Consider the following 11,247-nt stretch of genomic DNA (forward strand, 5'->3'; position numbering starts at 1 on the left):
TAGCGTGGGACAACGAGACCTCCGGGCGGTCGGTGAGGCGTCAGCACCCACACCTTCGCTCGGAGGTCTCCTTGTTCGCTCAGCCTCCTACGCCGTCAACAACGTCCGTGGTCACTACACCTAGCCGCTTCGACCGGTGGAGCAGGCCGTTGTCTGCTTCGCTGTCCGCATGACCCTCGTCGCGCCCGACCCCACGCGGACGGTGCCCCTGCCGCTGCGCGAGCAGGCCGAGGTCCGCGACCGGTGGCTGTCGCAGCGCCTGCTGGACCTGCTGCCCGCCCTCATGGACCGCGCGGGCATCGACCTGTGGCTGGTCGTCGGCCGCGAGTACAACGAGGACCCGGTGCTGCCCACGCTGCTGCCGGCGAGTTGGCTCTCCGCCCGCCGGCGCACGGTGCTCGCCCTGCTCCGCAGCGACGACGGCGTCACCCCCGCCGCGGTCTCCCGCTACCCCGTCGGCCTGTTCGTGCCCGCCTGGTCACCCGACGAGGACGCCGGCGTGCCGGCCGAGGAGTCGCAGTGGGCGGTCGTGCGCCGGATCGTCGAGCAGGCCGACCCGCGGCGGATCGGCATCGACGTCTCCGCGGACTTCGCGCTCGCCGACGGGCTGTCGCACACCGAGTTCGAGCAGCTGACCGCCGCGCTCGGGCCGTTCGCCGACCGGCTGGTGCCCGCCGAGGACCTCGCGGTCAGCTGGCTGGAGACGCGGCTGCCGGAGGAGATCCGGGTGCTGCACGCCCTCAACCGGCTGGCCCACCAGGTCATCGCCGAGGCCTACTCCCCCGCGGCGATCACCGTGGGCGTGACGACGGCGCTCGACCTGGCCTGGTGGATCCGCCAGCGCTTCGCCGACCTCGGGGTGGCCGCGTGGTTCCAGCCGACCGTGGGTCTGCAGCGCGCCGGCGTCCCCCTCGTCGAGGAGCGCGGGACGACGCTGCCCGCTGTCCCGTACGACGCGGTGATCGAGCCCGGTGACCTCGTCCACTGCGACGTCGGGCTGACCAGCCTGGGGCTGGCCACCGACACCCAGCGCAACGCCTACGTGCTGCGGCCCGGGGAGACTGCGGCGCCGGCCGGGCTGCGGGCGGCGCTGGCCGTGGGCAACCGCATGCAGGACCTGACGACGGCGGCGATGACGATCGGCCGCACGGGCGACGAGGTGCTCGCCGCGGCCCGGGCGGCCGCGGCGGCCGAGGGCATCGACGGCGACGTCTACTCCCACCCCGTCGGCTACCACGGTCACGGCGCCGGTCCGGCCATCGGCCTGTGGGACCAGCAGGACGGCGTCCCGGGCGCCGGGCGGCGGCGGCTGCCCGCCGACACCGTCTACGCCCTGGAGCTGTGCGTGCGGGTGCCCGTGCCGGAGTGGGGCGGCCAGACGGTGCGGATGGCCCTGGAGCAGGGGATCTCGCTGACCGCCGACGGCGTGGAGTACCTCGACGGCCGGCAGACCGAGCTGGTCCTGGTCCCCGGCGCCTGAGCCGCGCCGCCGGCCGCCTACTTCTTCTTGCGGGCGGCGGCGGTCTTCTTGCCGTTCGCCTTCTGGATGGCGTCGACGAGCTGCTTCTTCTTCATCCTCGAGCGGCCGGAGATGTCGAGCTTCTTCGCCAGCTTCAGCAGGTGGTCCTTGGACGCGTTGGCGTCCACGCCGCCCTTGGTCTTCCGGTCCGTGTCGCGCCCGCCGGCGGCCTGCGGGTCGGAGGGGCCCTTCCTGCCCTTCTCCTTGCGGGCCCAGCGGTCGCCGACCTTCTCGAAGCTGTGCTTGACCGCCGCCCACGCCACCTGGTTGGCGCGCCGCTCGTCGCCGTACTCGTCGAGGGCGGAGTCGTGCGCCTTGGCGTAGGTGCGCTGCGCCTTGGCCGGCGAGCGCCGCAGCGTGCTGGGCAGCTCGCTCTTCTTGGCGCTGCCGCCCTTCGTGGTCTTCGGCATGACCGCTCCTCTCGTGGTCACCGGCGGCGTACCCCCGCGCCGCCGGGACCATTCCCGCAGGTGGGGCGCTCACCCGATGAGGTAGCGGCCCCAGAACTCCCGCTCGTCGCCGGTGAGCGGGCGCGAGCGGCCGGTGGTCGGGTCGAGGGGGACCAGGACGGCGTCGAGCCGGATCGCCACCGCGTCGTCCTGGAGCAGCTCCTGGCGCATCGTGAAGGACTTCGTGCCCAGCCGGGTCACCCAGCTGCACACGGGGAGCCGCTCGCCGGCGCGGTAGCGCAGCTGCCGCAGGTAGTCGACCTCGAGCCGGGCGAGGATGACGCCGGGCGGCCCGCCGGCGGGGACGGTCGGCGCCCCGGCCGCCACCGCCAGGCGGGCGTCCTCCAGCAACCCCAGCGCCCGGGCGTGGTTGACGTGCCCGTAGACGTCGGGGTCGGACCAGCGCAGCTGCGTCAGGTGCTCGTGGACCCCGCTCAGGGCAGGTCCGCGGTCTCGGCGGACTGCCGGTGCGCGCCCTGGGCGTCGTCGGGGTCGGTGTGCACCGTGCGCTCCTCGGACTCGGCGAGGATGATCTCGGCGGCCACCTCCTCCATGCCGCTGCCGCGCATCCCCGCCTCCTCGGGGAGGAGCTGGGCGCGCGTGCCGATGTTGCCCTCGGTGACGTTGGCCAGGGCCTCCGGGCTCGGCTCCTTGTTCGTGGTCACGGCGACCTCCCTTCAGAACCGCTGCTGCTCGGTGCCCAGGCCCAGCGCCTGCGCCACGGCCTGAACGTTCTCGTACCGCTCCCCCTCGGCGAGCCGGCGCAGGTCGGCGAGGACGCCGTCGGGTGCGTTGTTCTCGGTGGCCCGGGCGACGAGCTCGTCCCGGGTGGCCGGCCAGACCTCCTTGCCGAGGTGCTCGGCGAGCGCGGCGCGGCGGTCGAGGTCGCCCTGGTCGGTACCCGGCGCGGTGCGGGGCCGGTGCGGGTCGCTCATGCGTCGCTCCCCCCGGGGGTGGAGGCGTCGGTGTAGCGCAGGACGGCGGCCACCGGGATGTCGCCGGGCATCGCGGCGCGCGGCAGGACGACGACGCCGGCGCCGCCGGCCACGGCGGCGGCGAGCAGCGCCCGCTCGGCCGGGACGGAGTGGGCCTCCTGGCTCCCCAGGGCCTCGAGGTCGCCGTGGTCGACCCCGAGCTCCAGCGGGGAGGCGCCGACCAGCAGCTTGTCGTCGTCCTGCCGGTCGGCGAGGACGAGCGTCTCGACCTGCCCCTTGCGCAGCGCCTCCACGACCGGGGCGGTGCCGGTGACGGCCAGCCCGTGGGCGGCCGCGCCCTCGATCTTCTGGACGACGTCAGCCTCCTCGTGCGCCTCGTGCTCGGCGACGAGCTCGGCCTCGCGCCGCTCGACGGGCTCGCGGTCGGCGCCGGCGGCGCGACCGCCCTCGTCCATGCTGACGACGAGGTCCTTCCAGAGGTCGCTGGCCCGGTCGGTGAGGATCTGCCGGGCCCGGATGTCGCCGGCCACCAGGACGAACTTCGGCTGCAGCCGGCGGACCATCGACGCGATGTTCTGCGCGACCTCCTCGGCGTTGTGCACCCACTTGTTCTCGGCGTTGTGCTGGTAGCGGTGGTGGGCCCAGCCGCCGCCCTGGAACTTGCGGATCTGGAAGCTGTCGCCCTCCACCTCCTTCTCCTCGATGACCTCGCCCGGGCGGGACGACACGGTGATGTCGGCACCGACGCGGTCGACGATCGCGACGATGTGCGGCACCCGGCCGGGCAGCTGCTTGAGCACCGGCAGCAGGTCGGGCTGCGGCGACCACTCGGCGAGTTCCTGGCGGGGCTGGTCGGTCAGCGGCGAGTCGAGCACCACCGTGCCGTCGGCGGCGACGACGACGGCACGGCCGCGCCACGTGCCGGCCTCCCCGCCGTCGTTGCCCTCGAGCAGCCGACCGCGGACAGCCTCGACGACCTCCTCCGGCGCGCCCTGCTCGGTCAGCTTCTCGGCGACGGCGCGGACCCGCAGGTCCAGCTCGGCGTCGGCGTTCTCGGTGGTGTGCGTCACGTCGGCGCAGACCGTGGCGTAGGGCCCGGGTGTGGAGAACACGGGCGCCAGGAACGACACGTCCATGGGTGCGGACAACTCCTCGGTCGGCTCGGGGTGGATCAGCTCGGGCGCGCACCGGCGCGCCCGGTCGTGATCGCCGCCTACCCACCGACCGCCGTGTCACACCCCGGTGTCGGATGCCGGGGGCACGGGTAGGCGGTCGGCATGACCGAGCACGACCAGCTTCCCCTGCCCGACTACGACCACCTGCCGCTGGGCGGGCTGACGTCGCGCATCCGCACCCTGGACGAGGCGGGCGTGCAGACCCTGCTGGAGTACGAGCGGGCGCACGGCGACCGGCTGCCCGTCGTCGAGGTGCTGCAGAACCGGCTCGAGGCGCTGCGCGGCGGCGCGCAGCCGTCCGGGGGCGACCCGGCGGCCGACGTCGTCGCGGAGGCCCCGGTGCACGCGGCCGCCGGGTCGAAGGTGTCCGAGGCGACGTCCGGCCCGTCGATGAACCCGCCGTCCCACGGCGACCCGACCAACCCGGCCCAGCCCCGTTCCTCGGGCCAGCACAAGAAGGCCTGAGCCGGACGGTGCCGCCCGCCGCGGCGGGCGGCGCCGTCGGGCTCAGTCGCTGAACGCCTCGACGATGCGCATCACGGCCGGGGTGAGCAGGACGATGAACAGCGTCGGCAGGATGCAGAGGATCAACGGGAAGATCACCTTCACCGGGATCTGCATCGCCTTCTGCTCGGCGCGCTGACGCCGCTTGAGCCGCATCTCCTGGGCCTGGGTGCGCAGCACGTCGGCGATGGAGATGCCGTACTGGTCGGCCTGGACGACGGCGTGCACGAACCGCCGCAGGTCCGGCACGCCGGTGCGCTCGGCGAGGGCCAGGTAGGCCTCCCGCCGGGGCTGGCCGACCGCGATGTCCTGCAGCGTGCGCACCAGCTCCTCGGCCAGCGCGCCGCGGCCGTTGCGGGCGGTGCGGGCCATCGCCGCCTCGAACCCGAGGCCCGCCTCGACGGCGATGGTCATCTGGTCGAGGGTGTCGGCCAGCTCCAGCGTGATCGCCTGCTGGCGCTCCTGCCCGCGGCTGAGCACGAGCAGGTCGGGCACGAAGTAGCAGACCAGCGTGACCGCGCCCATCAGCAGGAGGACCGGCAGACCCGGCTTCGCCGAGTGCAGCAGCACCCCGAGCCCGGCCGCCACCGCGGCCAGCACCAGCTTGGCGGCGATCAGCCGGGACAGCGGCCAGGCGGCGGGCCGGCCGGCGGTGGCCAGGAGCCGGTCGAGCCGGGCGACCGTGCCCGCCGGGGTCAGCGAGCGGGCCAGCCGGGCGGCGGCGCCCGGCCCGGTGCGGGCGGCGCCGGCCGGCGCGGGCTCGTACCCGCGCACGAGGTTCTCCCGGGCGGCGGCCGTCGCGGCGTCCGCCCGGGCCAGCAGGGCCCAGCCCAGCAGGGGCAGGGCGAGGCCGACCGCGACCGCGGCGGCGAGCACGAGGGGTGGCAGGTCGCTCATCAGAACCGGATGCTCACCATCTTCTTGAGCCACAGCGCGCCCACGACCAGCAGGCCGCCGGCGACGACCAGGAGCAACCAGCCGACCGCCGTCTCCGTGAAGACCGACAGGTACTCCGGGTTGGTGGCCGAGATGAACAGGCAGACGACGAACGGCAGCGCCATCAGCACGATCGCCGAGAGCTTGCCCTCGGCCGACAGGGCCTTGACCTGGCGGCGGATCGCGTTGCGCTCGCGGATGGTCCCGCTGACCGCGTCGAGCACCTCGGCGAGGTTGCCGCCCACCTCCCGCTGAATCGCGATCGCCTGCGCGATCCAGCCGAAGTCGTCGCTGCGCATCCGCGCGGCCGTCTCCTCCAGGGCGTCCACGAGGTCGCGACCGACGCGGGTCTCGACCACCACCCGGGTGAACTCCTCCGACATCGGCGCGGCGGCCTCCTGCGCCACCGAGTCGACCGCCCGCAGCACGCTGTGCCCGGCGCGCAGGCTGCTGGCCATCAGCTGCAGCGCGTCCTCCAGCTGCTCGGCGAAGGCGGACCGCCGCCGGGCGGTCCGCAGCGAGAGCCAGGTCCGGGCGCCGAGCGGCCCCGCGGCGGCCGCGAGGACGGCGACCACCGGTCCGCCCGCGAGGAACCCGAGGACGCCGAGCACGGCGGTGACCAGGCCGACCAGCAGCACCAGGTCGGGCAGCGCCATCGCCACCCCGGCCCGCTCCAGCGCCGCCGTCCCGCGGGCCAGGCGCCCGCCGCGGGCGAGCGCCCTGCCCACGGCCGCGCCGGCCGCGGCCCCGGCGCCGGCGATCGCCGACGGGGGCGGCGCCGCCACGGCGGGGTCCAGCCGTGCGAGCGGCACCCGCGACCGGCCCGACGGCAGCACCGCGACCGCGAGCAGCACCAGGGCACCGGCGAGCGCGGCCAGGCCGAGGAGCAGCGGCGCCGGCGCCGTCACGCCCGCCCCCGCGCGCGGACCGGCTCCAGCATCCCGAACACCCGCGGGGACACCTCGACGCCGAGCTCGGCGAACCGGTCGGTGAACCGCGGCCGCACCCCCGTGGGCACCGGCTTGCCGAGGAAGCGGCCGGCCGCGTCCACCCCGGCCGAGTAGTCGAAGAGGAAGGCGTCCTGGAGGGTCACCGTCTCCCCCTCCATGCCCTGCACCTCGGTCACGTGCGTGACCCGCCGGGTGCCGTCGCGCAGCCGGGTCAGCTGGACGACGACGTCGACGGCGGAGGCGATCTGCTCCCGGATGGCGCGCAGCGGCAGGTCCATGCCGGCCATGAGCACCAGCGTCTCCAGCCGGGCGATGGCGTCGCGGGGCGAGTTGGCGTGCACCGTCGACAGCGAGCCGTCGTGGCCGGTGTTCATCGCCTGCAGCATGTCGAGCGACTCCCCGCCGCGGCACTCCCCCACCACGATCCGGTCGGGGCGCATCCGCAGCGAGTTGCGCACGAGGTCGCGGATGGTGATGGCGCCGCGGCCCTCGATGTTGGGCGGGCGGGACTCCAGGCGGACGACGTGCTCCTGCTGCAGCTGCAGCTCCACGGCGTCCTCGATCGTGACGATGCGCTCGCCCTCGGGGATGAACGAGGACAGCACGTTGAGCAGCGTCGTCTTCCCGGTGCCCGTGCCGCCCGAGACGATGACGTTGAGCCGGGCCTCGACGCAGGCCCGCAGCAGCTCGGCCATCTCCGGCGAGAGCGTGCCGAAGCCGATCAGGTCGTCGACCGAGAACGGGTCCTTGGCGAACTTCCGGATGGTCAGCGTCGAGCCGCTGAACGCCAGCGGCGGGATGATCGCGTTGACGCGGGAACCGTCGGCCAGCCGGGCGTCGACCAGCGGCGAGCTCTCGTCGATCCGCCGTCCCACCCGGGAGACGATCCTGTCGATCACCCGGCGCAGGTGCTCCTCGGAGGAGAACCGGGCCGACGTCCGGGTGAGCCGCCCGGCCTGCTCGACGTAGACCATGTCGGGGCCGTTGACCATGATCTCGCTGACGGTGTCGTCGTCGAGCAGCCGCTGCAGGGGACCGAGGCCGAGCACGTCGTCGGCCAGCTCGGCGGTCAGCCGCTGCCGCTCCTCCGGGCTGAGCGGGACCTTCTCCTCGTCGACGACGTCGTCGAGCTCGGCGAGCACCAGCGCGCGCAGCGCGTCCTCGCCCAGGGACGGGTCGTTCATGCGGCTGCCGATCCGCTCGAACAGCGCCTTGCCGATCCGGTCCTTGAGGCGGGAGAGCGCATCGCCGGGCGGGGGTGCCACCACCGGCGTCGCCGGGCGCGGCGGGGGCACGGCCGCGCCGGGCGACGCCGGCTGCTCGGGAGCGGCGTGCCGACCGCGGGCCGCCTCGAGGCGGGAGGAGAGGTTCACGACGCCGCCCGGTGCTTGGCCCGGCGGGGCGAGCGCACGATCGGGGTGGCGGCGAAGCGGCCCACCAGGCGGCGCAGCTCCTTGGCCATCGGGTCCTTGCTGCCGCTCTGCAGCAGCGGCACGCCCTGGTTGGTCGACGCCGGGACCGCGCGGGAGCGGGGCAGCACGACGTCCACCCCGCTGCCGATCGTCGTCTCGACGTCGCGCACCTGCAGGCCGCCCTTCGGGTCGTGGAAGTTCATGACCACGTGCCGGCCGGCGGGGATCATGCACAGCTCGCGCAGCACGTCGATCTCCTTGCGCAGCCCGCGGACGCCGGGGACGTCCATGCTGGTCAGCATCACCACGTCGGTCGCCCGGTCGAGCGCGGCCAGCGTCTGCTCCGACAGGCCGGGCGCGGTGTCGACGACGACGTAGCGGAACTCGCGGGCCAGCGCGGCGAGCAGTCGGGTCACGTCGGCGCCGGTGACGGTGTCACCGGCCGCGGGCGACTCGGCGCCGCAGACGGCGTAGAGCCCGGTCGGGTGCTGGGTGAGGAAGGTCTTGAGGACGATCGTGTCCTCGACCGCGGGACCGCGGACGACGTCCGGCAGCGTGTACTCGGGCGCGAGGTCGAGCGCCGAGGCGACGTCGCCGAACTGGACGTCGAGGTCCACCAGCACGGTCGACTGGGGCGCCACCTGGGTCAGCCCGATCGCCAGGTTGGTGGCCACGGTCGTCTTGCCGACGCCGCCCTTGGGCGACGCGACGGTGATCACCCGGCCGGTGTAGCGCGCGGTCTCCTCCAGCGGCCGCAGCACGCGGCGGCGCTCGGCGGCGGCGCGGCCGGCCCGCTCGAACGCCGCCCGCAGCGCCTCGACGCCGGTGTCGGGGGCGACGACGTCGCGCACGCCCGCCCGCATCGCCTCCTGCCACAGCGGCGCCGACGGCGGCGCGACCAGCACGACGCTGATCCCCGGGCACTGCACGTCCAGCCGGGCGGCGAGGGTCAGCGCCTCGGCGGCCGCCGCCTCCGGGCCGAGCACCAGGACCTCGGGCAGCTCGCCGTCGGTCAGCTGCTCGACCAGGCGGATCGGGTCGGCCGGCAGCCGGCCCGGGGGCAGCTGCAGCACGTCGCCGTCGGCCGCCTCCTTGACGCGCAGCGCCAGCTCCTCTCCGGCGGCGCCGAGCACGACGCGGCTCATTCGGGCCGTCCCGCGTACACGTTGACCTGGGTGGTGATCTGCGTGCCGCTGGTGTCGGCGCCCTCGGGCTCCAGCGACAGCCACAGCGAGCCGTGCTCGGCGCCGAACACGACCGCCTCGGCGTCTCGGGCCAGGACGGCGAGGGTGACGAGCAGGCTGGAGGTGGGCGCGGCCGAGCTCGCGCTGGCGGTCTCGGTCTCCTCCGCGGGGGCCGCGGGCGCCCCCTGCACCTGGGTGACGAGCACGCCGTGCAGCACCCCGTGCGTGGTGGCCGTGCCGTCCTCGAACTCCAGGGAGAGGTACACACCGACGGTGTCGCCGGCGGCGAGCCGCCCGCCCACCGCCCGCTGGGGGTCGAGCAGCACGCTGACCTCCTGCAGGCCGGCGGGCACCTCGACGGTGCCGGGGGCCCGGAGGTCGGAGGGAGCCGAGAACCGGCTGGCGAGCAGCTGCTCCCCCGGCTGCAGGTCGACGGTGGCCACCTGCCCGACGAGGTCGGCCAGGGCCGTGACCCGGTCGGCGACCGCGGTCTTGCGCGGCACCAGCTCGGTGTCGACCAGGGCGGCGAGCTCCTCGGCCGGGGTGCCGGCGGGCACGACCTCCTGGACGACCAGCACCTCCACGGTCTGGAGGCCGGCGGCCGCCCGGGCGTCGGCGCCGCGCACGTAGGCCACGAGCACGATCCCGCCGGCGGCGGCGAGGACGAGCGCGGCGAGCGCGGCGAGCAGTCTGCGGATCATCGGCGGGGAGCTCCTAGCGGACCAGTCGGAGGATCGCGGCGCCGAGGTCGGGGCCGTCGTCCGTGTAGGTGAATCGGTCGGAGAGGTCGACCCAGCGCACGAAGTAGCCGGAGACGCAGCGCTCGCTGCCGCCGCACGGCTTGTTCCACTCGTACTGGCCGCCGAAGAAGTAGCCGGTGATCCGGAAGGCGGCGTAGCCGTAGACGCGGTACCAGGCGTGCGACCCCTCGTCGCCGGCGACGTCGAAGATCGGCAGCAGGACGACGTCGCCGCGCAGGGCGCTGAAGTCGGCCGGCTCGCAGCCGTTGGACGGGTTGTTGCCGGTCGAGCTGGTGGAGCGGCCGCCGACGGCGCTGCGGGCCTGGCAGCTGCCGTTACCGGTGGTCGCCAGCCAGCCGAAGCCGCCGGGGACGAACATGCGCGAGGGCCCCGTGCAGCCGGTGTCGGACTTCTTCGGGAAGAGGATCGTCCGCTCCGTCGTCCCCGAGGGCAGGCCGCCCCCGGTCTGCGCGGCGAACTCGCACCACGAGAACACCAGCGGCAGCTCGGCCACCCCGCCGCCCGGGGTGCCCCAGGCGACGGTGGCGCTGGCCGAGACTGCGGTCTCGTCGATGCCGATGACCGGGGCGAACCAGTGCTCGACCGGCTCGTCGCCGGTGACGGTCACCCGGGTGGGGGCGGTGGCGAGCACCGGCGGCCGGGCGGTCGAGCCGGCGTTGTTGGCGGCGACCAGCGCGGTCGCGGTGGCGAGCATGTCGCCGCAGGCGCCGCGCGCGCAGTCCTGCGCGACGGCGAGGGCGGCGGCGTCCGCGGCCACCTGCAGCCGCGCCCGCTCGGCGTAGACGGCGCCGACGTCGACCGCGAGGGCGGTGAAGCCGAGCACCGGCACCATCAGCAGGGCCAGGACGACGGCGGCCGCCCCGCGCTCCTCGCGCAGGCGGCGGGCGGTCAGCCGTTGCACCGCATGACCCCCGTCCCGCTGAGGTCGATCGCGGCGCCGAACATGCCGGTGAGGAACGGCATGTCGTAGTCGATGGTCAGGCGCACCGTCGTGCTGCCGCCCGTGGCCGGGCAGGCGGCGGGGGTGATGCTGATCTGGGCGTCGGCGACCGCGGGGTCCAGCGTGGCGGTCGCCTGGCGGACCGCGGCGCGGGCGGCGGCCGGGTCGTTCTGCAGCGCCATGGTGCGCACGCCCTCGCGGGCGGCGGCGGAGAGCTGGCCGTGCACCTGGAAGGCGTGGCCGAACTCGACGATGCCGATGACGAGCAGCACCAGCAGCGGTGCGATCAGCGCGAACTCCACCGCGCTGGCACCGCGCTCGCCGCGCAGCCGCCGGACCACGTCCTCCTCCTCCCTCGGGTGCGGTGGGGGGGGGGGGGGGGGGGGGGGGGGGGGGGGGGGGGGGGGGGGGGGGGGGGGGGGGGGGGGGGGGGGGGGGGGGGGGGGGGGGGGGGGGGGGGGGGGGGGGGGGCTGGGGGGGAG

The 11,247-nt window shown here is 75.3% G+C and carries 14 protein-coding genes; 2 read left to right on the forward strand and 12 right to left on the reverse strand.

Annotated features, from left to right (window positions below; all coding sequences use genetic code 11):
* Positions 1–169 precede the first annotated feature (169 nt).
* The gene (locus ACI78S_RS24725) at positions 170–1,480 is read left to right on the forward strand and encodes a M24 family metallopeptidase (protein ID WP_456977640.1); all 1,311 of its coding nucleotides are present in this window, start codon (positions 170–172) and stop codon (positions 1,478–1,480) included.
* 17 nt (positions 1,481–1,497) lie between these two features.
* On the opposite strand, the gene ACI78S_RS24730 is transcribed toward ACI78S_RS24725, so the two are convergent.
* The 5 genes from ACI78S_RS24730 to ACI78S_RS24750 all read right to left on the reverse strand — a co-directional run bounded on the left by ACI78S_RS24730 (position 1,498) and on the right by ACI78S_RS24750 (position 4,039).
* A complete protein-coding gene (locus tag ACI78S_RS24730; RefSeq protein ID WP_456977641.1) occupies positions 1,498–1,929 on the reverse strand; it encodes a ChaB family protein in 432 nt (143 codons plus the stop codon).
* Between the two features lie 69 nt (positions 1,930–1,998).
* Positions 1,999–2,406, reverse strand: coding sequence for an acyl-CoA thioesterase (locus ACI78S_RS24735; protein ID WP_456977653.1), 408 nt, complete (start codon positions 2,404–2,406; stop codon positions 1,999–2,001).
* Positions 2,403–2,633 carry a hypothetical protein gene (locus ACI78S_RS24740; RefSeq protein ID WP_456977642.1) on the reverse strand — a complete coding sequence of 77 codons (231 nt, stop codon included), beginning with the start codon at positions 2,631–2,633 and terminating at the stop codon, positions 2,403–2,405. Before ACI78S_RS24740 ends, ACI78S_RS24735 begins: the two co-directional genes overlap by 4 nt.
* 12 nt (positions 2,634–2,645) lie before the next feature.
* Positions 2,646–2,903, reverse strand: a complete 258-nt coding sequence (locus tag ACI78S_RS24745) for a DUF2795 domain-containing protein (RefSeq protein ID WP_456977643.1) — start codon at positions 2,901–2,903, stop codon at positions 2,646–2,648.
* On the reverse strand, positions 2,900–4,039 hold the full coding sequence (locus ACI78S_RS24750; RefSeq protein WP_456977644.1) for a baeRF2 domain-containing protein: 1,140 nt from the start codon (positions 4,037–4,039) through the stop codon (positions 2,900–2,902). Before ACI78S_RS24750 ends, ACI78S_RS24745 begins: the two co-directional genes overlap by 4 nt.
* Before the next feature lie 141 nt (positions 4,040–4,180).
* Between ACI78S_RS24750 and ACI78S_RS24755 the strand changes: the two genes are divergently transcribed.
* Positions 4,181–4,543: a hypothetical protein gene (locus ACI78S_RS24755; protein ID WP_456977645.1), complete on the forward strand. Its 363-nt coding sequence runs from the start codon at positions 4,181–4,183 to the stop codon at positions 4,541–4,543.
* Between the two features lie 42 nt (positions 4,544–4,585).
* Here ACI78S_RS24755 and ACI78S_RS24760 read toward each other — a convergent pair whose 3' ends face one another.
* The 7 genes from ACI78S_RS24760 to ACI78S_RS24790 are packed head-to-tail and all read right to left on the reverse strand — an operon-like array spanning position 4,586 to position 11,106.
* Positions 4,586–5,479, reverse strand: a complete 894-nt coding sequence (locus tag ACI78S_RS24760; RefSeq protein WP_456977646.1) for a type II secretion system F family protein — start codon at positions 5,477–5,479, stop codon at positions 4,586–4,588.
* Positions 5,479–6,426 carry a type II secretion system F family protein gene (locus tag ACI78S_RS24765; protein ID WP_456977647.1) on the reverse strand — a complete coding sequence of 316 codons (948 nt, stop codon included), beginning with the start codon at positions 6,424–6,426 and terminating at the stop codon, positions 5,479–5,481. The genes ACI78S_RS24760 and ACI78S_RS24765 overlap by 1 nt, the downstream gene beginning before the upstream one ends.
* Positions 6,423–7,841: a CpaF family protein gene (locus ACI78S_RS24770; protein WP_456977648.1), complete on the reverse strand. Its 1,419-nt coding sequence runs from the start codon at positions 7,839–7,841 to the stop codon at positions 6,423–6,425. Before ACI78S_RS24770 ends, ACI78S_RS24765 begins: the two co-directional genes overlap by 4 nt.
* Complete coding sequence (locus tag ACI78S_RS24775; protein ID WP_456977649.1) at positions 7,838–9,025, reverse strand: AAA family ATPase; 1,188 nt, start codon at positions 9,023–9,025, stop codon at positions 7,838–7,840. Before ACI78S_RS24775 ends, ACI78S_RS24770 begins: the two co-directional genes overlap by 4 nt.
* Entirely contained in the window at positions 9,022–9,765 is a 744-nt protein-coding gene (locus tag ACI78S_RS24780) for an RcpC/CpaB family pilus assembly protein (RefSeq protein ID WP_456977650.1), read from the reverse strand. Before ACI78S_RS24780 ends, ACI78S_RS24775 begins: the two co-directional genes overlap by 4 nt.
* A 13-nt stretch (positions 9,766–9,778) precedes the next feature.
* The gene (locus ACI78S_RS24785; RefSeq protein ID WP_456977651.1) at positions 9,779–10,726 is read right to left on the reverse strand and encodes a pilus assembly protein TadG-related protein; all 948 of its coding nucleotides are present in this window, start codon (positions 10,724–10,726) and stop codon (positions 9,779–9,781) included.
* Positions 10,714–11,106 carry a TadE/TadG family type IV pilus assembly protein gene (locus tag ACI78S_RS24790; RefSeq protein WP_456977652.1) on the reverse strand — a complete coding sequence of 131 codons (393 nt, stop codon included), beginning with the start codon at positions 11,104–11,106 and terminating at the stop codon, positions 10,714–10,716. Before ACI78S_RS24790 ends, ACI78S_RS24785 begins: the two co-directional genes overlap by 13 nt.
* Between the last annotated feature and the right edge of the window lie 141 nt (positions 11,107–11,247).

It is taken from the genome of Geodermatophilus sp. SYSU D00815, assembly GCF_054050035.1.